Origin of the sequence: Rhodopirellula bahusiensis (genome assembly GCF_002727185.1) — a bacterium.
GTDB classification, from domain to species: domain Bacteria; phylum Planctomycetota; class Planctomycetia; order Pirellulales; family Pirellulaceae; genus Rhodopirellula; species Rhodopirellula bahusiensis.
This window is the reverse complement of the sequence record NZ_NIZW01000004.1, coordinates 142,596-169,419: the sequence shown is the minus strand read 5'-3', so window position 1 is coordinate 169,419 and position 26,824 is coordinate 142,596. Positions and strand designations below refer to the sequence as shown.

The following is a 26,824-nucleotide window of genomic DNA, read 5'->3' as shown; positions in this document are numbered from 1 at the left end:
TGGGACAGCCTCGCTGGGGTCACATTTGCGAGTAAGGTTTCGCCGAGAGTACGAATTTGTCGATCCGGCTGACCGTGCCACCGTATCGTTTGTTCTTGCTCAGTACTTTCCAGTCCGGGTGGGCTCGGAAAGCGTCCCACGCTTTTGCTCGGGCCGCTTCATCTTTGTACACCGTCAGGTAAGTCAGACTGGGCGTTTGCGGACCAATCAAAGCTTGCCCGATGAAAATGGGCTGAATGCCGCTGTCGAGGAAAATTGGGACTTCGCCGGCGTTGAACATTTCGACTTTGAGGTCACCAAGCCGCTCGTTGGAGCTTTCGTACAAGCGAAGTTCGTAAACCCGTTCGTCGTTTTCGAGCGTTCCGTCGGGAACAACGGTCTTGGGCCAACAATCCATCGCGGTCAGCAATTCGCTGCTGATTCGGGAGTACGGAGCCGATTTTGGGTCGCGTCCTAAGTAGTCGGCGGCGGCCGTTTGGTATTCGTCATCCTTCGCCAATGCCTCGCGAGAAGATTCCATTTGGCCGAGTTTTGAAAACGGGATGACGACGAAAACCGATCCCTGTTCTGTTTCCGAACCAGGTTTGGGTGCAAACACGCCGATGGGGCCGATGTTTTGTCGTTCCAATGCGGGAATCAGTGCTTTTTCGAGGTACTGATCAATCGCGGCGGCGTCGCCTTTTTCGCCCAAAACGATTGTGCGGACTTCGTAGTATTCGTCAGCGGAACTCATGGCAGGTTGCAAGCAAGCGGTGAAGCTGAGAGCGGCGATCCAGCCGAAGGTCATCCATCGTTTCATAGGAAGTGTCTTCAAAGTTGGGGGGGAAGGATTGTTGCCCGAGCGTTCGGGCCAGGGAGGGCGTTTCGCGGAGAACTAATTTAGCACAGCTCAACTACTGCAATGTTGAACATTTTCCGGAACGTTCTTCATGTTGCGTGGTAGTCCGTCTGTCGGATTCGCATGATACGATTCTCGGTGACGGGTTCGTTTCCGTCGTTTGAACCCGCGAATCCTTGTCCTCGAGCAAAAAGAGACAAAACGGTTGACCGATCCAAGTGGCACGACCTCGACCAACGCGATTCCTTTGCTTGAGCTGCGGGGTGTCTGCAAGCACTATGCGGACGGCGATGTCGATGCATTGGTGAATGTCACATTGTCGATCGCGTCCGCCGAATTCGTGGCGATCGTCGGGCCCAGCGGAGGTGGCAAATCGACGCTGCTCAATATGTTGGGGGCACTCGATGAGCCAACCCAAGGGGAGGTTTGGTTTGAAGGGAAACCTTTGGCCGAGCAACCCAGTTTGGATCAGTTTCGAGCCCACAAGATCGGCTTCATCTTTCAGTCGTATCACTTGCTGCCGAATCTGACCGCGCAGGAGAACGTTCAGTTGACGATGTTCGACACACATCCGAATGTGTCGCGGCGGAAGGCCGAAGCGATTCGGTTGTTGAAGCGGGTCGGGCTGGGCGACCGAGTGAACCACCGGGCCGACAAGCTTTCGATCGGGCAACGACAACGCGTGGCCATCGCGAGAGCGATTGCGGGGAACCCGCCATTGATTCTGGCGGATGAACCCACCGGTGCACTGGACACGGAGCGCGGGAACGAAGTGATGGATTTGTTGGATGAAATCCGCAAGGAAGAAGGTGCCACCCTGGTGGTGGTGACTCATGATGAACGCGTGGCCGAGCGTGCTGATCGCGTAGTCTATATATGTGACGGAATGTTGCGGACCGTCTAAGATGTGGTGTGGGCTTGGACGAACCCTTGCGGTTCGTTTGTTCGTAGAGCCATCATCAAATCTTTCCCAACACAAAAGCCATTGCACGCAATGCGTGATTCATTGACTTCATCTTCACCCCGCTCCAGCGATCGCAAATTGGATCGTTGGAAGCTTGGTTCTTGGACGCTGATTGTTCCTTTCGTTTGGGCGGTTGCGCTGGTCCAGCCCGCCGTTGCGGAGGACGCGAAAGAGTCGGAAGACACAGTTCAGTTCAATCGTGACATTCGTCCGATCTTGTCTGAGAATTGCTTTCACTGTCACGGACCGGACGATGAAAATCGCGAAGCCGGTTTGCACTTGGACACGGAGGAAGGTGCCAAGGATTGGGCGATCGTCGAAGGCGATTGGGAAGACAGCGAAGTGTGGTTGCGAATGGTGTCCGATGATCCGGACATGTTGATGCCGCCGCCGGATTCGGAACGCAAGGTCACACCCGAGCAAACGGAAACGGTCCGTCGCTGGATCGAACAAGGAGCTCACTATCAAAGCCACTGGTCGTTCATCTCTCCAACGGAAGTCGACGTGCCAAACGAGGAAGCAGGCACGGAGAAGTCATCTGATTCAGCCAATGAGATCGATCGGTTCGTCAATCGTGCGTTGACGAAGGCTGGTTTGAAACCCGAAGGCGAAGCTGACCGCGAGACTTGGTTGCGACGCGTGACGTTTGATTTGGTTGGTGTGCCGCCCACACTTTCCGAGATGGATTCGTTCTTGGCGGACCAAACGCCGATGGCCAAAACCCGCGTGATCGATCGGCTGCTCGCGCGACCGGAATATGGCGAACGCATGGCAACCGACTGGCTCGATGCCGCTCGCTACAGCGACACTTATGGCTACCAAGTCGATCGCGATCGATTTGTTTGGCCTTGGCGTGATTGGGTAATCAACGCGTTCAACGACAACCTGCCCTACGATGAATTCGTGACGCAACAACTGGCGGGTGATTTGTTGCCCGATGCGACTCGCGATCAGATTTTGGCGACAACCTTCAATCGTCTGCATCCGCAAAAAGTGGAAGGCGGAAGTGTGCCCGAAGAGTTCCGCATTGAATACGTGGCCGACCGGGCCCAAACGGTCGCGACGGCGATGATGGGACTGACGTATGAGTGCTGTCGGTGTCACAACCACAAGTACGATCCGATCAGTCAAGAGAATTACTTTCAACTCAACGCGTTCTTTGACAACATCGATGAAGCTGGGCTGTATTCGTACTTCACGCCATCGGTTCCCACGCCGACGTTGCCATTGCCAACCGAAGACGAAGAACGCCAACTGAAACAATTGCAAAGCGACATCGCCGTCGCGGAGCAACAGCTTCGTCAAACGATTCAGAAGCGAAGCGATCATTGGTCTCAGCGATTGAGTCAACCTGACGCGATCGTGAGCGAATCATTGCCGGAGCAACCCTTGGCTCAACCGATCGCATCGTTGGATTTCGAAGACGATCCGAAGTCGCCCAACCAATCCGTCGAAGGGAAGGTTGGCAAAGCTTGGCAACTGACCGGCGATGACGCCGTCGCGACTGAGGTGGGCAACTTTGATCGTTCGCAGCCGTTCTCGGTTTCTCTGTGGATGAAGACGCCGGACGTCAAGGAACGGGCGGTCGTTTGGCATCGTTCGCGAGCCTGGACCGATGCCGCCAGTCGCGGATATGAGTTGCTGATCTTGGACGGAAAACTTCAATGGTCGCAGATCCATTTTTGGCCAGGCAATGCGATCAGCGTTGTGACCAACGATGCCATCCCAGTCGGCGAGTGGGTGCATGTCACCGCGTCGACGGAAGGTTCCAGTTCCGCTTCCGGATTGACAATTCACGTCAATGGCAAAGCGGTCGAAACCAGTGTTGTCCGAGACGCGTTGTCCAAACAAATCCAAGGTGGAGGCGGCGACAACATCGCGATCGGCGAACGGATGAGAGACCGTGGTTTCAAACAGGGTGCCGTCGACCAATTTCGCGTCTTCGATGTTCAGTTGAGTGATCTGGAAATCCAGCAACTCGCTCGCGACGACTATGAGTTCGACAAAGAAGCGGAATGGGATCAGGGGCAACTGATCCAACACGCTTTGGTTCGCTGGGACGAAGAGATCATCGCGGCTCGTACAAAGTTGCGTGACGCGCGCGTCGCGAAATGCAAGCTCGAAGAATCAATCGATGAAATCATGGTGATGCGTGAGACGCCGGAACCGCGGCCGACTCACCTGCTGGCTCGTGGTGTCTACGACAGCCCGCAACAAGAAGTCCAACCAGGAACACCGGAATTTTTGCCACCACTTCAGTCCGATGAGTCATCCAGCCCGAACCGCTTGGCTTTGGCAAAGTGGTTGTGCAACCGCGAGCATCCGCTGACTTCTCGAGTGGCTGTGAATCGATTGTGGCAAATCTGTTTTGGACAAGGTTTGGTTCGCACGCCGGAAGACTTTGGCAGCCAAGGCATGCCGCCAACCCATCCTGAACTGCTGGATTGGTTGGCATTGGATTTAGCGGACAACGATTGGGACCTGAAGCGGATGATGAAGCAAATCATGCTTTCGGATGCCTATGGTCGCAGCAGTGTGTCTTCGCAAGAGAAACTTGCGTTGATTGATCCAACCAATCGTCTGCTCTCGCATTTCCCGACGTACCGATTGCCCGCCGAGATGTTGCGTGACCAAGCACTCGCTGCGGGTGGACGCTTGGTTCGATCGATGGGAGGACCGCCAGCGAAACCGTACGAAGTGGAAGTGTCGTTCAAACCGACCGATCGAGACAAAGGCGAGGGTTTGTACCGACGAAGTTTGTACACGTACTGGAAGCGAACCAGCCCCGCGCCGGTGATGACGACCTTGGATGCTGCCAAACGAGATGTCTGTCGCGTGCAGCGGGAACGAACGGCGTCGCCGCTGCAGGCGTTTGTGATGCTCAACGGTCCGCAAACGATCGAGGCCTCTCGTGGGTTGGCGGAAGAATTGGTTCGAGACGGCTCGCAGAAAGACTCGAAAGCGATGCTTCGCGATGCATTTCGAATCACGACCAGTCGGCGGCCGACCCCGGATCAACTCAGCGTGCTGGTCGAGTTGTACGAAGAACAAAAAGACTATTTTCAATCTCACGAAGCAGCGACGAGCGAGTTTCTCGTGATCGGCGATGCCACACCTGATGAATCGCTGGATGCCAACCGCGTGGCTGCGATGACGGTTGTCGTTGGAACGTTGCTGAACTTTGACTTATGCCTGGTGAAACGATGAGCCACTCTGATTTGAATCCGATCTCGATCAATCGTCGTGCCTTGCTGCAGAACTCCGCCTATGGGTTTGGCGGCATGGCATTGGGACAGTTGCTGGCCAGCAGTTTGGGTGACTCGAACGCGTTTGCGAATTCAGCGAATTCGCTCGGCCCTGGTGCTCCGGTTCCGGGTTCGATGGGAACGTTGCATCACGCCGCCAAAGCGAAGCGGGTGATCTTTTTGTTCCAGTCGGGCGCTCCATCGCAACTGGATTTGTTCGACTACAAACCGTTGCTCAATGAAAAGCATGGCACGGAACTGCCCGATGAAATTCGCGGCGGCCAACGTCTGACCGGAATGAGCGGCAACCAGTCCAGTTTGCCATTGGTGGGTTCTCCGTTTGATTTCAAACAGCACGGCGAATCGGGGACTTGGATGAGCGACCAATTGCCGTACACATCCAAGATCGCGGATGACATTTGTGTTGTTCGGTCGATGTACACCGAAGCGATCAACCACGGTCCCGCGGTCACGTTCATGCAGACCGGCAGCATGTTCCCCGGGCGGCCCAGCATGGGCGCCTGGGTGGATTATGGATTGGGCAGCGAGAACGAAAACTTGCCCGCGTTCGTCGTGATGACAACCAAGAACCAAAACAGCGGCCAGCCATTGGTTTCACGATTTTGGGGCAATGGGTTTCTGCCCAGCGAGCATCAAGGCGTTCAGTTCCGAAGCGGCGCCGATCCGGTGCTGTACTTAAGCAACCCGCAAGGCATCGACACGCAAAGTCGTCGCTCCGCCATGGATGCCCTTTCGAAACTGCACCAAATGCAGTTGGCGACCCAAGCCGATCCTCTGGTCGAAGCTCGAATCGCTCAGTACGAAATGGCGTTCGCGATGCAGTCATCCATCCCGGAGGCCACCGATTTCGCGGATGAACCGGAAGAGGTTTTCGAGCTGTATGGCAAGGATTCCAAGAACCCTGGTTCATTCGCCGCGAACTGCTTGATGGCTCGGCGATTGGCACAGCGTGGCGTGCGTTTCATCCAGCTCTATCACAAAGGTTGGGATCACCACGGTGGGCTGCCCAACGGATTGCCCAAGCAGTGCAAGGCAACCGATCAAGCATCCGCGGCGCTGGTTCAAGATCTCAAACGTTTGGGGATGTTGGAAGACACTCTCGTCATTTGGGGCGGTGAATTTGGTCGCACCAATTATTGCCAGGGCAAGCTGACGGAAAGCAGCTTCGGTCGCGATCACCACCCAAGGTGTTTCAGTTTGTGGATGGCCGGCGGAGGGGTGAAGCCTGGCATCGTGCACGGTGCAACCGATGACTTTGGGTACAACCTGACCGAAGATCCCGTGCACATTCATGATCTGCACGCGACTATCATGCACCTGCTGGGAGTGGATCACGAGCGGCTGACGTTCCGATATCAGGGACGGCAATTTCGTCTGACCGACGTGCACGGTGAGGTCGTGCACGACATCCTGGCTTGACCGGGCGAACGCCATCAACGCGATCGCCTCATCAAACTTCCGTTTCATGTTGAGGCTGCATCGATGTTGCGTTGTGTCTGTCTGGTTGGCTGTCTGCTCGTCGTGATCCCGGCTCGCGGGGAGACTCCTGCTGAGCCAAGCTCTTCCAAGCCACTGCAGGTTTATATCCTCGCAGGGCAATCCAACATGGAAGGGCACGCCAAGGTCGAGACGATCGACTACATGAGCGAGGACCCGCAGTCCAAGTCTTTGCTCGCGAAAATGCGCAACGAAGACGGAACCTTCCGCGTTTGCGACCGAGTTTCCATCTCGTATTTGACCGGACGAGGCGACAACAACGGCGAGGGAGTCGGCAAGCTGACCACCGGGTACGGTTCGCGACCCAAGCCGAGTGAAGACGGCGGCAAGATCGGCCCAGAGTTTACATTCGGTTTGACGATTGAAGAACACACCGACGCGCCGGTTCTGCTGATCAAAACCGCGTGGGGTGGGAAGTCACTGTTCTACGACTTTCGTCCGCCGAGTGCTGGCGTTTATCCGAGGACCAAGAACGACATCGAGCGAGACCGTAACCACGAGGAAGACTCCGGGAAGTACTATCGCTTGATGGTCCAGCATGTGAAGTCGGTGCTCGGTGATCTCGATCGAGTCGTGCCAGGTTATCAAGACGACCAGGGCTTTGAGCTAGCAGGCTTCGTTTGGTTCCAAGGTTGGAACGATGTCGTCAACCGCGATGTTTACCCACGGTTGCCTGCTGATTCGGAGCAGAACCGTTTTGAAAAATACTCCGAGTGGATGGCCGACTTCATCCGCGATGTGCGTTCCGATTTGGGCGACGTGGACTCGAGTGCGACGGACTTGCCGTTTGTGATCGGTGTGATGGGAGTTGATGGCGAGCACCCGAGCCCTGATCACCGGCAATTCCGGGATGCGATGGCGGCGCCCGCAAAGATGGACGCTTTTCGTGGCAACGTCGTCGCGGTTCCAACGGGGCCTTACTGGGACGAACCGCTCGGCGCGATTGCAAGCAAATTTGGGGAAGTCCGGCAGAAGTCGTATCAACTGCGGACGAAGCAGCGTGGGCATGAGAACCACGATGGCTCGATGAGCAAAGAGCAGCAAGCTGAGTTCATGCAGGAATTCGAACGCGAATTGATCTCGGAAGAAGAACTCGCTTTATGGAAACGCGGCGCGTCGAACGCTGGTTACCACTATCTGGGATGCGGGAAAACGATGGCCCAGATTGGAGAAGCATTCGCGTGGGCGGTGCTGGAGTTGCAAGGCAACTCCGGTGATTCATCCAACTAGGGCCGCGACAATGCGAGTCCAACACGTGAGTTCAGGCGTCGCGATCTTGCGAAAGGGTTTCGTTGGCCAAAGACCAACATCAACCCACACGATTCCACTTGAATTTGGCCATTCAAGGCGGGCTGAACTTCTCTGGTTCGAAGTTCAGCCTTCCATTGCCTACGTCAGCGACGGACGAGCTTCGCTGGTTCCGGTTGTTTCTTCGTGCTCAACCAAGAAACGTTCGGCGTCGAGAGCTGCCATGCAGCCTGTTCCGGCTGACGTGATTGCTTGACGGTAGTAATCGTCGGCAACATCACCGGCAGCGAAAACGCCGTTTGCCGATGTGTTCGTGCGGAACGACTTGGTCCACTGGATGTAGCCTTCGCTGTTCATGTCGACGGCACCGTCCAAGAACGAAGTGTTTGGTGTGTGGCCGATGGCGACAAACATGCCGCCGACCTTCAGTTCCCGCGTCGATCCATCCACGGTGTCTTTGAGACGCAGGCCGTTGACCAGTTTTTCATCGCCGAGCACTTCTTCCACCACGGTGTTCCAGAGGATCTCGATGTTGGGATGATTGATCGCACGATCTTGCATGACTTTGCTGGCACGCATTTGGTCGCGACGCACGAGCAAGTAGATCGTGTCGGCACCTTTCAGATTGGCGAGGTAAGTGGCTTCTTCGACGGCCGAGTCACCACCGCCGACAACCGCCAAGGGTTTGCTGCGGTAAACGGGCAATGCACCATCGCAAACGGCACAAGCGCTGACGCCCTTGTTCTTGTAAAGCTCTTCGCTGGGCAGACCCAAGTAATTGGCTCGTGCGCCGGTGGCGATTATCACGGTGTGAGCCTGGATCGGATCGCCGGAGGCGGGATACAAAGTGTGTGGCGGTCCGGAGAAATCGACACGTTCGATGTCGTCGCCGATCACTCGGGTGCCAAAGTTGAGGGCTTGCTGCTTCATCAGTTCCATCAGCTCCACGCCCTGCACGGCGTAGTGAGGCTGGCCGTCTTTTTCGTGTCCCTCCGGAGCCATCGGCAGGTTCCAATGGCGATCTTTGTCCACGGCGGATTCCACGAACGCACGGACGTTTCCGGCCGGGAAACCCGCGAAGTTTTCGATTTCAGTGGTGTAAGCGAGCTGACCCAAAGGAATCATTTCGGGTTTGACCGTGCCTTCGAAAAGGATCGGATCCAGGTTTGCTCGAGCCGCGTAAATGGCCGCTGACCAACCCGCCGGCCCGCTGCCGATGATGATGGTCTTTTCAATTTTGGATGGGGCGTTTCCGTTGCTTGGAGCAGAGCTCATGATTCAGTCTTGAAGAGTGAGTGGTCGCAAATGCGAAATGGTCTCGATCGGGCCAGCGGCATCGTTCGGAGCCCACGCGTTTCGCGTATTATAGGGGGCAAACTCGAAACGACGACCGGCCAAAGGCAGGAATTCCGCCGGGAATGATCGCATGCACCATCCATAGAATGGTGAGTGCGATTCGCGTCCCGCCGCACATTCCAACCTCCCTGCCCGGTCGCCTGACTTGGCCGTTAACCGATGCTGGTCAACCGGCGTTCAGTCGCCGCCACGCTTCATCCCACCGTTCATCCCCACCTTCGCCCGCCGCTGATCACTCCGTATGAGCACTCTTGTCATTGCGATCCTTTCGATGATCGCGTTTGTTGTCGCCTACCACACTTATGGCCGCTATTTGGCGACGAAGTTGTTTCGGTTGAGCGCCGATGAAACGATGCCCAGCGTGGCACAGCGGGACGACGTCGATTTCGTTCCGACGGACCGGTCCATCGTGTTTGGCCACCATTTCACCAGCATCGCCGGAACGGGCCCAATCGTCGGTCCGGCGCTCGCGGTTTTTTGGGGGTGGTTGCCGGCATTGTTGTGGGTTGTGTTTGGATCGATTTTGATTGGCGGCGTGCACGATCTCGCCGCTTTGGTGATCTCAATCCGAAGTCGCGGAGAATCAATCGGGCAAGCCGCGGGGCGTTTGATCTCGCCTCGTGCCAAGGTGTTGTTCCTGATTGTTTTGGCGATGGCCTTGTCGATCGTCCTGGCTGTGTTTGGGTTGGTGATCGCGAATATTTTCAAGCTGTATCCCGAATCGGTGCTGTCAGTTTGGACCGCGATGCCGGTGGCGGCGTTCATCGGTTGGGCCGTGATCCGCCGCGGAGGCAACTTGGTGGTGCCCTGTTTGATCGGTTTGGGAATCTTGTACCTGACCGTTTATCTGGGCACGACGGTGTTGCCGCTGGATTTGGCCGATGTGTTGCCCGCCGATTCGGTTTACATGACTCCGGTGGTGGTTTGGACGTTGTTGTTGCTGATCTACGCGTTTTTCGCGTCGGTGTTGCCGGTTTGGTTGTTGCTGCAGCCACGTGATTTCTTGAACAGTTTGCAACTAGGCGTGGCTTTGATTTTGTTGGTCGCCGGATTGGCTATTGCTTCGCTGAGCGGACAAGCCAACTTGTCCACGGCGGCACCCGCAATCGCCAAGCAGGTGCCTGCGGATGCGCCGCCGATGCTGCCGTTCCTTTTCATCACGATCGCGTGTGGTGCGTGCAGCGGGTTTCATTGCTTGGTCAGCAGCGGAACGACGAGCAAGCAATTGAAGAACGCTCGCGATGCTCAGATGATTGGTTACGGTTCGATGCTGGGCGAAGGCATGCTGGCTGTGTTGGTGATCCTGGCCTGTTGTGCGGGCGTTGGAATGGGGCGTTTGACTCGAGATACATCGTCGGGTTCGATCGAAATCACGCGGCAAGAACCCGTCGCGATGGCGGAAGCTGCCGCGGGCGAGGCGGTGCTGGATGGTTCAGCTGCCTGGCGTTCCTACTATCGGACGGGGCCAACCGCTGCTGACGAGGCTGCGGGAACGGTTGCCGCGGGAGGTGGATGGAAGGGGCAAGGGCTCGATAAAAAGCTGGCCGCGTTCATCGACGGTGGTGCCAATTTTGTCTCAGCCATCGGTGTTCCGTTGAAATACGGCGTCGCAATCATGGCAGTGATGGTGGCTTGTTTCGCCGCAACGACATTGGACACCGCGACTCGTTTGCAACGCTACGTGATCAGTGAACTCGCATCTTCGGCGGGCTGGCAAACGGGCACCAACAAATACGTCGCGACGACGATTGCCGTCGGGGTCGGAATGGCCATCGCCGTTTTTGCGGGTGACAGTCCCGGCAAAGGTGGTTTGATGTTGTGGCCACTGTTCGGTGCGACGAATCAGTTGCTGGCAGGTTTGGCGTTGATGGTCGCAGTGTTCTATCTTGCCAGGCGTAGTCGGCCCGTTGCCGTTCTGGCGATCCCGATGGGAATGATGTTGTTGTTGCCTGCCTGGGCGATGGTGTTTGACTTGGTGAACAACTGGTGGCCCCAACGGGACTACGTGCTGATCGGATTTGGAGCGTTGGTGCTGGTGCTGCAAGCCTGGATGGTCGGCGAAGCGATCGCTCTTTGGCGGCGATTGCCGCAAGTGATCGAGCAGGCGGAAGCCAACGGAGAGTCCGTCAGCGGCGATCCTCTCGCGGCCCACTAGCGAGCAAGGAGGGTCTGATTTCGAGCTCCGAGATCGTGATTCGACCGCGAGAATCAGCCTCAATTGCGAATCGCCGCTGCGCATTTGCGTTCTCTGGATGGCTCGTCCAGGTAGAAAATCCTGGTTGAGGAAGCTTTGCGCGATTCGGCAGCGGATTTCTTCATAATATCTTCAACACGGTTTGCCGGCGCGAATCGCGGCATTGGCAATGTTAAGGGGGATGGAATCTCGCAAAACCCAGTGTTTTAGGGGGATGAATAGGCTACTCGACTGCCCTTTCGCGTCTGTTTGTCAAGCCAGGAATCAGGACTACAATCCCACCGCGCGGGCACCAAACCGCATCGCAGAACTGAATCTGTCGGATTTGTGCCTCATTGAATCAGACGTTCTCCCCACCCCCCATTGTCTCCGTATTCTGGCGATCCGAACATGAAATTTTCTTCTTTTGCTTCCTCGTGCTTGATCGCTCTCGCGGTCGTTTCGACGGGCTGTGACAAGTCTTCTTCGAACACCGACGCCGGAGGCGATTCCACCGCCCCGGTGACCGAGTCGAACTTGGTCGGCACGATCAAGGTTGATGGCAGCAGCACCGTTCAGCCAATCAGCAACGCTATTCGGGAAGGCTTCATCAAAGAACACCCTGAAGTTGACATCATCGTCAGCGGGAACGGGACCGGAAACGGTTTCAAGAGCTTCTACGACAAGGGCACGGACATCTCCGACGCATCACGTCCGATCAAAGGCGGCGAATTTGAAGAGTGCAAAGAAAGCGGCGTTGAGTTCGTCGAACTTCCTGTTGCTTACGATGGTCTGACCATCGTTGTGAACCCGCAAAACGATTGGGTCAAAGAACTGACCGTTGATCAACTGAAAACCATGTTCGTTGGCGAAGAAGCCGTGAAGAACTGGAGCGACGTGGATCCTAGCTGGCCAGAAGAAGCCATCCAAATTTACTCCCCCGGTACCGGTTCGGGCACGTACGATTACTTCCACGAAGTGTTGGCAAAGAAGTCGAAGAAAGAACTTCGTGGCGACATGAACTTGAACGAAGACGACAACATCCTGGTCAAAGGTGTTTCGGACAACAAATTCGCGATCGGTTTCTTTGGCGTTGCTTACTACGAAGAAAACAAAGACAAGCTGCGTGCGGTTCCAATCGTCAACCCGAAGGACGAAGTCGCTTACGAGCCAACCACCGACAACATTGCTTCGAACAAGTACGCTCCTTTCAGCCGCCCGTTGTTCATCTATGTCAACACTGAGTCGTTGAATCGTGCGGAAGTTCAAACCTTCGTTGAATACTTCTTGGTCAACACACCAGAAGTCAGTGAAAAGGTTGGCTACGTCCGTTTGCCAGAGGCCGTGATGGCCAAGGCTCAAACCAACTTGGACGCCGTCAAAACCGGCACCCACTTCGTTGACGAATCTGGCGAAAGCCGCAGCGGTGCACTCACTGACTTGTTCGTTGACGAAAACCTCGTCAAGTAAGTTGACCGTTCCGGTTTCTTTCAAACTGTTCTACTCGTCGCCGTTCCGGCGGCGAATGCTTTTCTTAAGGTCGCCTTGCTGATCAAGCAGGGTGGCCAATCGGGGTGACTGCCTTGAATCGTCCAGCCGCACTAGTCAATAAGAAGTTCCGGTCGACGGGAATCGGCGTGGTGCAAGAAAAAGCCATGGTGGCTTTGCTCGCATTATGTGCTCTGCTGACCATCGGGATCACCGTGGGCATCATCGTGATGTTGATTGGTGAGAGCTGGCATTTCATTCAGAGCAAGTATGTCTCTCTGAGTGGTTTCCTAACCGGAACCGAGTGGACTGCACTTCAGAGCAAAGACATCGAGAAGGCCCAGTTTGGGATCTGGCCACTGTTGTCCGGGACTCTACGAGTCACGGTCATCGCGATGCTAATCGCATTGCCATGCGGTTTGATCACGGCGATCTATTTGTCGGAGTTTGCTTCGAGCCGTGTTCGAGCCATTTTGAAGCCAACATTGGAAGTCATCGCGGGGATACCCACGGTGGTTCTTGGTTACTTTGCGGTCTTGGTGGTCAGTCCATCGTTGCAATTCTTTTCCGGTGGCGGTTTCGACACGTTCAATGCAACCAGTGCCGGGATCGCGGTTGGTATCTTGTGTTTGCCGATGGTAAGCAGTTTGTCCGAAGACGCTCTGCACGCCGTTCCAAGAGCTCTTCGCGAAGGGGCCTATGGTTTGGGGTGCACCCCATTTGAAACATCCATCAAGGTTGTTGTTCCCGCGGCTCTTTCAGGAATCATCTCCGCCTTCTTGCTGGCGTTCAGCCGTGCGATTGGCGAGACGATGGTGGTGGCTTTGGCTGCGGGAACGCGAGCCACGTTCACAGCGGATCCGCGTGAGCAATCTCAGACGATGACAGGCTTCATTGTCGAAATGATCAAAAGTGAGAACGAGTACGGGACCGTTCAATACTTCAGTTTGTACGCGGTCGCATTCACGCTGTTTGTGATCACATTTGGAATGACCTTGGTCGGCCAATTGATCCGCCGTCGTTACCAAGAAGTTTATTCCTGATTCATCCCGCGTCTTTTCTCCCACATGCAAATCTAATGGCGACTGCTACCAGCTCATCGGTCGACGACGGCAGCCCACCCCCGGAATCTGGGTATCCGGGCGGCGGCTTTGCGGTATCGACTGACAACTCGAGTCGACGCAAACTCTACAGCCGTTTGTTTTATCTGCTCTGCGTTTTGATCTCCGGCCTCAGCGTTGTGGTTCTGGGGGTTCTGTTGGTTTCCATTGGATGGCAAGGCCATTCACGGTTGACCTGGGACTTGCTGCAGAATTCACATAGCGAACTCAATCCTGACTCGGCCGGTATGTGGCCGTCGATTGTTGGTTCGATCTTCATCTGTGGCATTTGCGCCGCGTCGGCTTTGCCCCTGGGCATTGGCACGGCGATCTTCTTGGAAGAGTTCAAGCCGAACAGCAAGCCACTGCGGATGCTGCACAGCTTCATCCAGTTGAATATTTCTAACCTCGCCGGCGTTCCGTCAATCGTTTACGGATTGTTGGGGTTGAGTTTGTTCGTCTTCATGTTCAACGTTTTTGGCCGGATTCAAGTCAACGAGTCCAGCGGAACCGAGTTGTTTGGTGTGAACCACTACTACCAAGTTCTCTCGCTCGCGGGGGGCGGCCACACGGTTCTGATCCCTCAGGAAGAGGAGGCCGAGAAGACCATCAAGATTGACGCTCCAACGCAGGCGGTCGATCGCGACGGACAGAAGTTTGAATTGGCGATTTGGGATCCTGCCTCGGGTGAACCCAAACCAAGCGATCCGAAGGTTCGAGAAAGAACCGTTCGCAAAGGCCAAGGTGGTGGCTCTTACTCCGAGACGAAGTGGTATTACCTGCGGCTTCCATTTGGCAAGAGTTTCCTCGCGGCGGGGCTGACGCTCTCCTTGGTTATTTTGCCTATTGTGATCATCGCGTCTCAAGAAGCCCTTCGCGGAGTGGCCCCTAGTTTGCGGGAAGCTTCGTTTGGTTTGGGATCCACGAAATGGCAAACCGTTCGGCACGTTTCGCTCCCCGCGGCGATGCCGGGTATCATGACGGGCGCCATTTTGGCGATGGGGCGTGCGATTGGTGAAGCTGCACCGATCTTGGTTGTCCTGGGTGCTGCGGTGGCGAAGAATTCCGGACCCCAGAATTTGATGGATAATGTGGTGACGATGCCGGTACTGATTTTTAATTGGGCTGGTCGACAGCAAGCGGCTTATCAGGAACTCGCCGCCGCGGCGATTATTGTGCTGCTTGCAGTCTTGTTGCTGATGAATTCAGCGGCGATTTATCTTCGACAAAAAATGCGGGTGGGATAAAACAGTCCAATGAAAGCTCTAAACGCGAATACTTCCACGATGTCTGAAGTCTCTCGATCGGCGACTCCCCAATCGGATGCACCCGCGAAAGCGGAGGTGGCGCCGGAGATTTGCATTCGCATTGCGAATTTCAACGCTTGGTACGGTTCGTTCCAGGCGATCCACGATCTGTCACTCGATGTGCCTCGCAACCAAGTGACGGCCTTCATCGGCCCCAGCGGTTGTGGCAAGAGCACGTTGTTGCGATGGATCAACCGGATGAACGACATCGTTCCTTCCGCGAACAGTCGCGGAACACTGATGATCGATGAACTGGATGTGCTGGCGCAAGCGACCGACGTCGTGAATCTTCGTCGTCGCGTCGGGATGGTGTTCCAAAAACCCAACCCGTTTCCAAAATCGATCTACGAAAACGTTGCCTTCGGTCCAAAGCTGCACCTCTATCTGAGTCGCGCAGAATTGGACGAGTTGGTCGAATGGTCGCTTCGCAAAGCGGCAGTTTGGGATGAAGTGAAGGATCGACTTCACGCCCCAGCATTGGGGTTGTCGGGTGGTCAGCAGCAGCGATTGTGCATTGCTCGCGCGATTGCAGTGGGGCCCGAGGTGTTGTTGATGGATGAGCCATGTAGCGCGCTGGATCCTGCCAGCACTTTGGCGATCGAGGATTTGATCTATGAGTTGCGTGAGCAATACACGATCGTCATGGTGACGCACAACATGCAGCAAGCCAGTCGCTGTAGCGATCGGACGGCTTTCTTCTTTGAAGGAAAGTTGGTCGAATCAGGGCCCACGCAGGATGTCTTCACCAAGCCTCAAGAGAAGCGAACCGACGATTACGTTCGCGGGCGTTTCGGTTGATCCGATCTCGTTGCGTTGGCAGGCAATATCTATTTATTCTCATCCTTCGGCGAACGATGTTCGCTCGAGGATCGCTTTGGAAACACGTATGAGCAAGCATCTCCATCGAGCCGTCATGGATCTCCGCACCGATTTGGTGGAGCAATTTGGCGTTGTCGAGCAGATGATCAATATGTCCGTGCGGGCACTCGTCGAACGCCGTCCCGACATGGCGGTTCAGGTGATCGAAACCGACGACAAGGTTGATGCGAAAGACATACGAATCGAGGAAGAGTGTTTGAAGTTGTTGGCGCTTTATCAGCCGGTCGCAATTGATTTGCGTTGGATGGTTTCGGCGATCAAGCTCAATGGTGAGTTGGAACGGATGGCTGATTTGGCCTGCAATATCGCCGAGAGAAGCAAGTCTTTGGATTTGTTTCCGTTGTTCGCTGTGCCAGATGATATCAACAAAATGGTGACCATCACGTTGGAAATGGTCCGGGAAGCTTTGGACTCGTTCATTGAGCAAGACGCTAGTCTCGCGCGTGACGTGATCGCTCGGGATGATGAGGTGGATCGTCTGAACGTCGAATTGATCGAAGAGTTGCAATCGATGATGAAGACCGACACGGACTGGGTCGAGCCCGCTGTTCATTGCTTCAGTGCCACGCGTCATCTGGAACGAATCGCGGACATGGCCACCAACGTTGCGGAAGAAACCATTTACATGGTCAGCGGCGACATCGTCCGGCACAAACACCACCTGGAAGAAGGCAAGGCTCACTGAGGCGGTTGGTACGGATTGCCGGATTCGTAAGGTTTCCGCAGGTCTCCGTTTTTTGTCGGCGGAAGTTCGTCACCCAGGGGTGACTGCAAGGGCGACGGTTCATCGTCGTCTTCGCCGATCGCCAGCAGGCGTTTCCGGTTCTCTTCCCAGCGTTCTCGTTGCTGCTTGAGCTTCTTGTCGATGAGAAGGGTCAATGCGGGCAAGACAACGGCCAGCAGAATGGCGATCAGGGTCATGATTCCGCAGGATTGTCAGCGGAATTATCTGGCTCGTTTGTCGCCTCGAACAGAATTGCATCGATTCGTTGCTCCAAGGGAGTTTGTGCATCTCGAATTTGAGCGGCCTGTTCAAAATCTTGTTTGGCGACGAGGTTCTCTTTCTCGATCTGCATTTGCTCCACTTTGTCGAGCAGGTCGCGGAGCTCTGCTGAATCAGGGCAATATCTCAATGCGATTTCTCGATCGGGAGCGGACCAATATCCGATCTCTTTGCATGCTTTTCCGATCTGAGTGAACACTGCCATTTCTGTTGATATTTTCAACGGATCATATTCGAGGGTGATGTTGCGAATGAACTTTTGGGAGTCGAAAGAAAGTACCAGGTGTTGTGGACCAGTCCTCAAGATGAGATTTCCCAACCGTTCGAAGAAATTGTGTGGCGGAGCGGATGGAAGCGTGATCCGCACCGAGTCAGCTATCACGGTTGCGTCCAGGTTTCGTTCTCGCAATCGTTCCGCAATCGCTGTCGGGTCCCAGGTCTTGTTTGATGGCACGTGGTACATGTCAGCAATTCCGAAAGCCAAGTTTTTCAAGTCGAGCCATCGGAACAATCGATTTGATAGTCCGAGTGGTCGCGTCAAGAGAGCTCAGTATGAGGGCATCGGTTGGCGTGGAGTTGCGGTTTGCCTAAAAAAAGCCTCGAAACTGAAGTGCAGTTCCGAGGCTTTGGATCGTTGCTTGGCGTTGCCAATGACTCGCAGAGCCAATCAGGTCGTTGGGAGTTCGACCAGCTTCTTTTCCTTGGCCATTTGACGGATGTCCTCGGTGATCTTCATCGAGCAATACTTTGGTCCGCACATGCTGCAGAAGTGGGCGCTCTTGAAGGTGTCTTGAGGAAGTGTTTCGTCGTGGTATCGCTGAGCTGTTTCCGGGTCGAGTGACAAACGGAATTGCTCTTTCCAGTCGAATGCAAATCGAGCTTTCGAAAGGGCGTCATCACGATCTTGGGCGCCTTTGCGTTTGCGTGCGACGTCAGCGGTGTGGGCGGCAATCTTGTATGCAATCACGCCTTGCTTGACGTCTTCTTCGTTTGGCAGACCCAAGTGCTCTTTGGGCGTCACATAGCAAAGCATGGCGGCGCCGTGCATGCCGGCATTGGCCGCACCGATGCAGCTGGTGATATGGTCGTAGCCAGGAGCGATGTCGGTGACCAATGGGCCCAAGACATAGAACGGAGCACCGTGGCAGACTTCGATTTGCCGCTCGATGTTCATTTGGATTTGGTCCAAAGGAATGTGTCCTGGTCCTTCAACCATGACCTGCGTGCCTTTTTCCCAGCCGCGTTTGGTGCATTCACCAAGAACGTCCAGTTCAGCGAACTGAGCGTCGTCGGAAGCGTCTGCGATCGAACCAGGACGCAGTCCATCGCCCAGCGACCAAGTCACGTCGTACTCACGCATGATGTCGCAAAGATCGTCGAAGGCTTCCAGCAATGGGTTTTGCTTGTTGTGAGCCATCATCCATTTGGCGATCAGCGATCCACCGCGGCTGACGATACCGGTCACGCGATTGACGGTCAGGTGCAGGTGTTCCAGTTTGACGCCGCAGTGAATCGTCATGTAGTCGACGCCCTGCTTGGCTTGGTGCTCGACCATGTCCAAAAAGTGCTGGGCGTTCATGTCTTCGATGTTGCCGCCAAGCTCTTCCAGCATTTGGTAGATCGGCACGGTTCCGATTGGAACGGGGCTCTTTTCAATGATTTGACGACGGATGTTGTCGATGTCTTTGCCGGTCGACAAATCCATGACCGTGTCGGCACCGAAGTGAACAGCGGTGTGAAGCTTTTCCAGTTCCTCACCGACGTTGCTGGTGACGGCGCTGTTGCCGATGTTCGCGTTGATTTTGCACTTGGCAGCGATGCCGATCGCCATTGGTTCCAAGACGCCAGCCGCATGGACCTTGTTGGCTGGGATCACCATGCGTCCCGCGGCGACTTCGTCGCGAATCAGCTCGACCGGCAAGTCTTCGCGTTTGGCGACGGATTCCATTTCGGAAGTGATTTCGCCCGCGCGGGCAGACAGCAACTGGGTCATGCGATTAGAACTCAGGAATTCGGAGTGCGAATGGTTTGTTAAAAGTTATACGTCAGCACCGGTGCATCGAGTAGGCCGCAAAAAGGCGACTTCGACAGGTTGCCCAACGATTTTGGGTGCCGGATCAACCGACGATGCCGCGCTCGATTTCACGGCCGATTTGATCCCAGGACATGTCAGCGGCTTCCTCGGGAACGCCACCCGAAAGTTGCAGCAGCCACGAGAGGGCGTGCACGCGTTCAGCGACGACACCCGGATCAAGTTCGCCGGGAATGTCTCGTCCCGCCGCTCCTTCAACCGCCAATTTCCACCACAAGCAAACATGCAAATCGGCGGCTCGGAGAAGCTCTTCCACAGGCCGCAAAATGGCATGCCCGATCAGGTCTTCGTGGGGAAGCGACAGGATCAGTCGAAGCACACTGGCGAGGTCGCAGCGTTCGTCCGGCCAATCCAGTTCAGGCTGCATCTGTAGAGCCCACTGCAATGTGTGCAGCGATTCGTATCGCCATGCGGCGGTGTCGACCATTTCTGCGGGAGGCGAAACAAAGTCGAAGAAATCTTTCTCGGCCGGAGTCAACGCATCCGCCGCCAAGGGTGATCGCTCGCGGACTCGGTCCAGGTCCAGGGTCTGCCCGTTGGCCATCGCTTCGGCGCGAGCGGCGACGGCGAAGAGGCCAAGCATTCGTTTTGCGGCGATGGCTGGTGCAAATGTCTCGGTTTCGCTGCTGCTGGGCAGAGGAGCGGTGCCGTCGACTGGGTCGAGATTGCGATTGCGAATGGCTGTTTCTGAGTCGAGGCGTCGTTGCCGCGATTCAGGAAGAAACGGAATTTGTGCTTCCGCATCAAAGGACCCCGGTCCGTGCAGCTGTCGACCAGCAGGATCCCTGAGCAAGGCTGGTTCGCCGTCTGACTCGGGAATCCACCAAAGTGCGTTGACGCTCCATGCCCAATCGGCCCATTCCGTCGAAGGGAATGGAGTGGCGTTTGATTCCAATCGGTAGACGTGCCTGGCGCGTTGGAGATGTCGCTGCAGAGGCGCAGCCAGCGGGTTGGGGGACTGATTCGAAGAATCAATCTGCTCCCAGCATTCTTCCAACAGGTCTTCGGCTGCCTCGGGGGCAAGTTCAGTTGCACCGCAATTCGATTCGATTTCCGCAGGATTCGCGGGGACGCGAACGGTTGAAATGGCGAATCGAATGGGAGAGTTTTTTGGCTCGGACGGACTGCCCATCGGGCTCAGCCGAGACCCCATTTTTCTTGGAACCAAGCCACTCGGTCAGCACGACGAGGGCTGTAATTCGCGGTTGGTTTAAACTTTTCGCGTTTCAGGAAACTGACCATCGCGGCTGCAGGCACGTAAGCGTGCTGAGTGATCGCGTCGGTGGTTTCGCTGTCAGCTTTCCAGTTGTAAAGGATCGCTTTGTCGCGTTCGAACCATTCGTCAAGGTAGGCCGCGTCGGTCGAGCTGCAGACAACGTGTTCGTAGTCTTTTTTACACAAGAAACCGAGCATTCGTCCCGCCATGTCGCGGGTCCGCGCGGTGTCGCCATCACAAGTGGCCGAGGCAACGTTCCAGACCGATGCAAAGCCATGCTCGTCGGTGTCGTCTTTGTTGTAACGCAGGACGATTTCGACGGGGGTTTCTTCTTGGGGCGTATCTTCGGTTTGCTCGGTAGCCATAAAGCGTCAGGGCGCAGCTTGTGAGGGGTGAAAGGGAAGTCCGTTATTGAACACGAAAACGCCTAGAAAGAGAAGTCCCCGCCGTGGTGCTGCGTGAAATTCCGCTTGGTGATCGGCCGCAAAGATGGAATAATCTTCGGGCGCTGCAGTGATTCGGCTGCGAGCGAAATCCCACGGATGGTGACGAAAGCGATACGGTGGCAAAGCGTCAAGGACGAAGAAAACGAGCGGCTGGCGGTAGAGACTTGCTCACCGGGGTTTCGGTGGCTGATGTTCCCGTTGCAAAAGACTCCGGCAATCGTTCTTCGCAAAGTCCGGCCGATGCCACGTCGCCACCAACTTTGTCCAGCCGGTTGGTCGAGGGTTTCGGCCATGATCCTCTAGATCCTTACTGCGAGCGACCGTGTGACATGGTCGGTGCTGAGGACTCGGCTGGTCTTCAGGCCAAAATCAAAACCCAGTGCCCGCCGGTGCCCGGTGTCTACGGTATGTTCGACCGGCACGGAGAATTGATCTACGTCGGCAAGAGTCGATCGCTGCGGCATCGACTGATGAGCTATTTTGGCGAAGCGGCGTCCAAGGAAAAAGCTGGCCGAATCATTGAAAATTCAAGAGCGATTCAGTGGGAGACCCAGCCCAGTGATTTCGCAGCCCAGTTGAGAGAGCTTGATTTGATTCGTCGCTGGGCACCTCGATTCAACGTTCAAGGGGTTCCTCAGAGGCAGCGCCCGGTTTATTTGTGCCTCGGTCGGAAACCAGCCGAAACATTTTTCCTCGCTAGCACCCCGCCGACCTCTGATTGCGTTGCGGTCGAAGGTCCATTCTTTGGGCTGGCTCGCATGCGGAATGTCATTGACGCGCTCAACAAGACATTCCAGCTTCGCGATTGCAGTCAGAAAACGGTCTTTCAATTTCGCGACCAGCTTTCTTTGTTCGACCTGCAGCCACGACCTGGTTGCTTGCGTCTTGAAATCGGCACGTGCTTGGGGCCGTGCGCGGCGGCGTGTTCGCGTGAAGAGTACTTGCAACGTGTCAACGCAGCCGAGAGTTTTCTTGATGGGTTCAACGACGAGCCGTTGACTGCCGTTCAAGAGTTGATGGAATCGGCGTCGGCCAACCAGCAGTACGAATTGGCCTCGCGAGCACGTGACACGATGAAGTCGCTGGCCTACGCAACTCGCAAGCTGTCTTACTTGTCGCATGCACGGCGTGATTATTCGTTCGTATACGCTGCCACGGGATACGACGCCTGTTCGATTTGGTATTTGATTCGATCGGGTGAAATCATCGATGTCGTTGCTGCGCCCAAGGACCGTGACCAGTATCAGCAGTTGCGTCCGACGATGCAGAAGTGGGCGTCTTTGTTGAAACGCCGTCATGAACGAATCCGTGCCGATCATCCACACAGCGTCTCGGTCGTTGCCAAGTGGTTCCGCAAGCACCGCGGCGAACTCAAGCAAACCTTCCAGCCGGAAGCAGCCGGAAGACGCTACCACCGCCTCGCCCACCATCGCGCTGAGTCCCTGTGAAGCCGAGTCCCTGAGAAGCTGAATCCCTGAGAAGCTGAATCCCTGTGAAGCTGGGGCCCTGAGAAGCTGGGGCCCTGTGAGCTGATTCGCCGCGTTCGCCGTCAATCTGCCAGGCTCGAAACAACCGCATTCATTTCGGCGGGCGAAATTTGTTTACACGCGGCTAGCAGCATCTTTTTCAAATGCCGCTTACCCTCGAATCCTGACGGGGATCCAATGTTTCCTAGAGGGCCTTTGCTGTCAATGATCTTGGTTCCGTCGGCCGTGAACATCGCGTGAAAGGGGATGCCGACATGTCTACCTTCGGTCAAGCGGTTCACGATTTCGCTGTTCTTTGAGCGGGAGCCTTGTTCCAGTTTCAGCATCACAAAGTCCTTGCTAAGGACGTCGCTGTGATCGTCCAACCAGCGATTGAATGTGAAGCATGGTCCGCAATAGCGTCCGCTCAATCGCACCCAGACCCGGCGGTCCGTTTTCTTGGCCAGCGCGAACGCTTCGTTCCAAGCTGCTTTCATGTCAACTTCCACTGGAGCGTGTTGGCTCAAAAATGCTGACGCCTGGGAGATGCTGCGCGGATCGTTGATGTCAAACGTTTCGCGTCCGGATTCAATTCCTGATTTGTTATAAGCGATCGCGGTAATTTGGTTGTCGTCGGGAATCATCCAGTTTTGATTCACTGCTAAATTGGTGTCTGCTGGATCGGGACGGTAGGTCAGCGTCATGAACTTTGCCGCGAGAGGATTGTTCCGATAGCTCGTCAGGTGATCGCCGACGAACCGCTCCGCTTCGACGCTTTCATGGGAGAGAATGACCATCGGATGGTAGCCGCCCAGTTTGCAGTCCCGCACTAAGGTTGACCAACGTTGAGCGATTGGTTTGGTAGCGACGCTGGTTTGCGTTGTGCTGCGAAGTTTGGAAGTCAGCGGCGGACGTTTTTCACCGGGTTGCAAGTAAACCTCGTCGAGCGGCCAGTCCTGTCCTTCCGCATAAATTCGGGTTGCTAAAGAGGCCGGTAGGCCCGTGATCGCATACTTCCCATCGGCATCGGATGTTGCAATCCGCTCCACAAGTCTCACTCGAGAAGGAAACGAAATCGTTCCGAACGGATTGACCGTTTGGGAATCGGTTGGATCGCCTATGTTTCCGATCGCGGTGATCTTTCGTCCGGTAGCAGGGGTTCCGTCCGAGTTTGTCACGCGACCGCGAATCGTCTGCGTCGGATACATCGTGACAACGATCGGCTTGGAGAGGTCTTTGGCGACGGTGACGCCCGCGAATCGATTGTCGTCAGTGACCGCCCCCACTCCAAGCTTGGTTGCCGGAGTGGTGAATGAGAACGTTGTTTCGCCCTTCAGTCGAATGGTTCGTTTGTCTCGAGTCTTGCCGTCGATGGCACCGATTGTCAGTTTGCAGTCGGCCAAAGAGGCGTCAGTGTTTTCTGCCAACACCAGCTTTCCTGTCACCAGTCTTGATTCGGCGATTTCTCGGTGAAGTTCAACAAAGTTCTCGCTGTTTTCCGCCGCATCGATGCGAGCTGAACTTCGCCAGTCTTTTTGAGAAGCTGAAACTTCCACGGTGCCGGGAAGCACGAGCATTGTTGCGATTCCATCCTCGTTGGTGGTTGCCCAATTGCTTCGCCCAGTGACACCTGACCGGGATTCTCCCTCTTCGATCCATTCGTAGCGGTGCTTCTCTCTGAATGCCACGCTGACGTTGGCGATGGGGGTTCGATCCAGGCCGGCAGTCAACTTGGCCTTGGCCACGACGCCGTTTTGTAGCGTCAACTCAGGTGCATTGACTTGCGACGTCTTCGGATCAAACGCAAGCACGTCCGAGTAGTCACTGATCAAATTCGAGTCGTTGATGCGGACGCAGTAGGTTGCACCGGGGAGCACGTCGATCCAAAAGCGTCCCTTGGAATCGGTGATCACATAAAGCTGTTCGCTATGACCATCCGTTTCTGCCTGGAAAGTTCCGGCTTGAACATTGAAGCCGGCCAAATTTGTCAGATCACCTTTGAGTGTTCCCATCACTCGGTGGCGCTCGACGCGTCGTTTCAGCGTGATGACCAGCGCGTCATCGACAGGAGTCGCTTTTTTGAGAATGAACCAGTCTTGGCTGAGCAGTTCGGCGTAGCGATAGACCTCCGGCCAATCCGGGAAATATTTCAAAACGGCTTCACCATTCGAATCCGTCTTCAATTGCCACTGATCGGTCGTGCCGATGTAGTTGACGTACGGCACGGGAGTCGCCAACTGCATTCGGAATTCAACGCCCTCGATACCGTTGCCATCTTCGTCAACCATGCGGATGGTTTGGTCACGACACTTTGACAGTTCAACGTAGTGAACCGGGGCGTTGCCATCTCGCACGGGTTGGCGACTGAATTGATAGCCGCCGACGCGATGGTCGGCGGTCCACGCCGTGATGGACGACAACCTTTTGTTTTCGTAGAGACCGATTCGAGCCATCCCGTTGCGGTCGGTTTTCTCGCGAGCGGTTCGACCGAATGCGATTTGAACCTGCACGTCTGCGTTTGGAACAGGTTGGTTCTTCTCGGTGACATGGATCTCGGTGAAGCCTGTTGGGCGTTGTAGCTCGACGTTCATGCCACCTTCGAGGAGACCATGGAGTTCACGGCGACTGACATGGTGAAAGGCGCGTTCGTCGCTGGTGCCATCTCGGCGAACATCGACTTTGAGGCTGTACCAATTGGAACCCGAGGCCGGCAACCAAGCCTCGAAAGTATTGTCGCTGATCGTTGGCGTGATGCGTTGAGTGCTGTAAGCGAATTGAAGCGAGATCTCGATCAGCGGATCAGCAACTGGATTGCCGTCCGGGTCAATCACGGAGCCTCGCAAGAGAACTTCGGTCGACGCGCCAACACCGCGGGTTTGGATTCCCAATTCATCGGATTGCTCGCGGGCGTTCTTCGGTTCCTCCGCCATCGAACTGGGACGCAAGACGGAGACCGTACCGCTGATCATCGTGATGACAACTAAGACGCCAATCGCAATCGAACGGTTGACAGCGATTCGTGAACGAGTCGCGTCCAGCAGTGATCCAATGCGTTGCTGCAGGTCGTTAGGCCGCGCCATCGCGAGCCCGATCGCACGTTGAGAGTGCCGATAGTCGCGAGCAACGTTGAGCAACAGTTCTGCGTAATCGGAAGCGACGACGCCCGAGCGGAGGACATGATCGTCGCACGCTTGTTCTCGCTCGACATGCAAACGAGCGACGGCCAGCCAAACAAAAGGATTGAACCAGTAGAGCGAGCGGCAGATTTCGGCGATGGACTGGGTTAGCATATCGCGACGGACAACATGGGCCAGCTCATGAAGCAGCACCGATTTTAATCTTTCCTCGGGCCACTCCAAGCAGTCGGTTGGCAGCAGAACGGCCGGACGAAAAATGCCAGCAGCACAAGGCATCGATAAATCTTCTCGATGCAGCAAGGCGACATTTGACAGCAATGGGGAGGAGTCTGAATCAGTCCACTCCTGACAGATATTGGCGAACAACGCGAGTACACGCTGGTCAGCAATCGGTTGAGCTTGGGAAATCCATCTCTGGGTCTGAATCCAATGACGCAAGCAGTTGGCGAATAGGATGCCGGCCCCGATCAGGTACAACGCAATCCACCAAGGATGGTTTTTTATTGGCGTTTGATTAGCAGTTGGCATGGGACTCACCATCGCCGGAGCAACGCTTCTTTGATGCACGAGATTAGGGGGAGACGCAACATCGGCGAATGACTCGTTGGATATCTGTTCGGAGGACAACGGTGCAGCCATGTCGACCGACAGCGATTCGCCCACTTCGGTAGTGGGGACAATTGGATCGGCCGAAGTGATCGTTGCGACCACGGCGACAGGTTTCGGCGTCAAGACGTTGACTCGATAGCTCGGCAGCAGCCAAGCGATCAGAGGAATGCACAACGATCCACATAAACCAAGCGTCCAAACCCGATGCCGAACCGCGGCGGAGGATCGGCGAAAGATCAATGACATCGCAGCCACAATCGCCATCAAAGCCAGTGACTTCCAGGCAATGTCGAGCATCCAATCGCTGAGTGACATCTCAATTCCCCTGCTTGCGAGCTTGGTCAATGGATCGTTGAAGGTCTGCCAATTCTTCGTCGGACAATCGGCACGAGGAGTCGTCCAGCAATGCAGCGAGCATCTTGCTGGGGGAGCCTTCGAAGAAAGTCGACATCAGGTGAGTCAACGCCGAACGTCCGGCTTTCTCACGTGATCGAGTCGCCGAGTAGAGATGGCGAACGCCTTCGCGGTCTCGACGAAGGAACCCTTTGGTTTCCAAGATTCCCATCATCGTGCGGACGGAGGAATAACTGGGAGGATCGTTCAACCGCGATCGCACATCCGAAACGGACGCACGCCCGAAGTGATAAACGGCGTCCAGTATCTGACGCTCGCGGGCTCCAAGTTTGGGCGGTTCTGCGGATTTCTTCTTTGCCATCACTACCCGATCCCATAAGTGTCA

General features: G+C 55.5%; 20 protein-coding genes. 11 read left to right on the top strand and 9 right to left on the bottom strand.

Features of this window, described 5'->3' with window-relative positions; translation table 11 throughout:
* Positions 1 to 19 precede the first annotated feature (19 nt).
* Complete coding sequence (locus CEE69_RS07360) at positions 20 to 799, bottom strand: NIPSNAP family protein (RefSeq protein ID WP_233214940.1); 780 nt, start codon at positions 797 to 799, stop codon at positions 20 to 22.
* 244 nt (positions 800 to 1,043) lie between these two features.
* Between CEE69_RS07360 and CEE69_RS07355 the strand changes: the two genes are divergently transcribed.
* The 4 genes from CEE69_RS07355 (at position 1,044) to CEE69_RS07340 (ending at position 7,795) form a co-directional block, all read left to right on the top strand.
* Positions 1,044 to 1,742: an ABC transporter ATP-binding protein gene (locus CEE69_RS07355; protein ID WP_099260067.1), complete on the top strand. Its 699-nt coding sequence runs from the start codon at positions 1,044 to 1,046 to the stop codon at positions 1,740 to 1,742.
* Positions 1,743 to 1,832: 90 nt separating this feature from the next.
* Entirely contained in the window at positions 1,833 to 5,009 is a 3,177-nt protein-coding gene (locus tag CEE69_RS07350; RefSeq protein WP_099260066.1) for a DUF1553 domain-containing protein, read from the top strand.
* Entirely contained in the window at positions 5,006 to 6,487 is a 1,482-nt protein-coding gene (locus tag CEE69_RS07345; protein WP_099260065.1) for a DUF1501 domain-containing protein, read from the top strand. Before CEE69_RS07350 ends, CEE69_RS07345 begins: the two co-directional genes overlap by 4 nt.
* A gap of 63 nt (positions 6,488 to 6,550) precedes the next feature.
* A complete protein-coding gene (locus tag CEE69_RS07340) occupies positions 6,551 to 7,795 on the top strand; it encodes a sialate O-acetylesterase (RefSeq protein ID WP_099260064.1) in 1,245 nt (414 codons plus the stop codon).
* A gap of 159 nt (positions 7,796 to 7,954) precedes the next feature.
* Here the strand turns inward: CEE69_RS07340 and CEE69_RS07335 are convergent, their stop codons facing one another.
* Positions 7,955 to 9,088, bottom strand: a complete 1,134-nt coding sequence (locus tag CEE69_RS07335) for an NAD(P)/FAD-dependent oxidoreductase (protein WP_099260063.1) — start codon at positions 9,086 to 9,088, stop codon at positions 7,955 to 7,957.
* Between the two features lie 322 nt (positions 9,089 to 9,410).
* Between CEE69_RS07335 and CEE69_RS07330 the strand changes: the two genes are divergently transcribed.
* The 6 genes from CEE69_RS07330 (at position 9,411) to phoU (ending at position 16,801) form a co-directional block, all read left to right on the top strand.
* On the top strand, positions 9,411 to 11,324 hold the full coding sequence (locus CEE69_RS07330; protein ID WP_099260062.1) for a carbon starvation CstA family protein: 1,914 nt from the start codon (positions 9,411 to 9,413) through the stop codon (positions 11,322 to 11,324).
* Between the two features lie 429 nt (positions 11,325 to 11,753).
* Entirely contained in the window at positions 11,754 to 12,812 is a 1,059-nt protein-coding gene (locus tag CEE69_RS07325) for a PstS family phosphate ABC transporter substrate-binding protein (protein WP_099260169.1), read from the top strand.
* A 113-nt stretch (positions 12,813 to 12,925) separates the two neighbouring features.
* Positions 12,926 to 13,873, top strand: a complete 948-nt coding sequence (gene pstC, locus CEE69_RS07320; protein ID WP_099260168.1) for a phosphate ABC transporter permease subunit PstC — start codon at positions 12,926 to 12,928, stop codon at positions 13,871 to 13,873.
* Between the two features lie 35 nt (positions 13,874 to 13,908).
* The gene (locus tag CEE69_RS07315) at positions 13,909 to 15,177 is read left to right on the top strand and encodes a PstA family ABC transporter permease (protein ID WP_099260061.1); all 1,269 of its coding nucleotides are present in this window, start codon (positions 13,909 to 13,911) and stop codon (positions 15,175 to 15,177) included.
* A 39-nt stretch (positions 15,178 to 15,216) separates the two neighbouring features.
* Positions 15,217 to 16,035 (top strand): phosphate ABC transporter ATP-binding protein PstB, encoded by an 819-nt coding sequence (pstB, locus tag CEE69_RS07310; protein WP_233214939.1) that lies wholly within the window; start codon positions 15,217 to 15,219, stop codon positions 16,033 to 16,035.
* A gap of 76 nt (positions 16,036 to 16,111) precedes the next feature.
* The gene (gene phoU, locus CEE69_RS07305) at positions 16,112 to 16,801 is read left to right on the top strand and encodes a phosphate signaling complex protein PhoU (protein WP_099260059.1); all 690 of its coding nucleotides are present in this window, start codon (positions 16,112 to 16,114) and stop codon (positions 16,799 to 16,801) included.
* On the opposite strand, the gene CEE69_RS07300 is transcribed toward phoU, so the two are convergent.
* The 5 genes from CEE69_RS07300 to CEE69_RS07280 all read right to left on the bottom strand — a co-directional run bounded on the left by CEE69_RS07300 (position 16,795) and on the right by CEE69_RS07280 (position 20,792).
* Complete coding sequence (locus CEE69_RS07300) at positions 16,795 to 17,037, bottom strand: hypothetical protein (protein WP_099260058.1); 243 nt, start codon at positions 17,035 to 17,037, stop codon at positions 16,795 to 16,797. The two genes, phoU and CEE69_RS07300, sit on opposite strands and share 7 nt — an antisense overlap.
* Positions 17,034 to 17,612 carry a UvrB/UvrC motif-containing protein gene (locus CEE69_RS07295; protein WP_233214937.1) on the bottom strand — a complete coding sequence of 193 codons (579 nt, stop codon included), beginning with the start codon at positions 17,610 to 17,612 and terminating at the stop codon, positions 17,034 to 17,036. Before CEE69_RS07295 ends, CEE69_RS07300 begins: the two co-directional genes overlap by 4 nt.
* 174 nt (positions 17,613 to 17,786) lie before the next feature.
* Entirely contained in the window at positions 17,787 to 19,112 is a 1,326-nt protein-coding gene (gene thiC / locus CEE69_RS07290; RefSeq protein WP_099260057.1) for a phosphomethylpyrimidine synthase ThiC, read from the bottom strand.
* 124 nt (positions 19,113 to 19,236) lie between these two features.
* Positions 19,237 to 20,343, bottom strand: coding sequence for a DUF4272 domain-containing protein (locus CEE69_RS07285; RefSeq protein ID WP_099260056.1), 1,107 nt, complete (start codon positions 20,341 to 20,343; stop codon positions 19,237 to 19,239).
* 5 nt (positions 20,344 to 20,348) lie between these two features.
* Positions 20,349 to 20,792, bottom strand: coding sequence for a hypothetical protein (locus CEE69_RS07280; RefSeq protein ID WP_099260055.1), 444 nt, complete (start codon positions 20,790 to 20,792; stop codon positions 20,349 to 20,351).
* A gap of 197 nt (positions 20,793 to 20,989) precedes the next feature.
* Between CEE69_RS07280 and CEE69_RS07270 the strand changes: the two genes are divergently transcribed.
* Positions 20,990 to 22,321: a UvrB/UvrC motif-containing protein gene (locus CEE69_RS07270; protein ID WP_233214936.1), complete on the top strand. Its 1,332-nt coding sequence runs from the start codon at positions 20,990 to 20,992 to the stop codon at positions 22,319 to 22,321.
* A 101-nt stretch (positions 22,322 to 22,422) separates the two neighbouring features.
* Here the strand turns inward: CEE69_RS07270 and CEE69_RS07265 are convergent, their stop codons facing one another.
* A complete protein-coding gene (locus tag CEE69_RS07265; protein ID WP_099260052.1) occupies positions 22,423 to 26,400 on the bottom strand; it encodes a M56 family metallopeptidase in 3,978 nt (1,325 codons plus the stop codon).
* Between the two features lies 1 nt (position 26,401).
* On the bottom strand, positions 26,402 to 26,800 hold the full coding sequence (locus CEE69_RS07260; RefSeq protein ID WP_099260051.1) for a BlaI/MecI/CopY family transcriptional regulator: 399 nt from the start codon (positions 26,798 to 26,800) through the stop codon (positions 26,402 to 26,404).
* Positions 26,801 to 26,824: the final 24 nt, after the last annotated feature.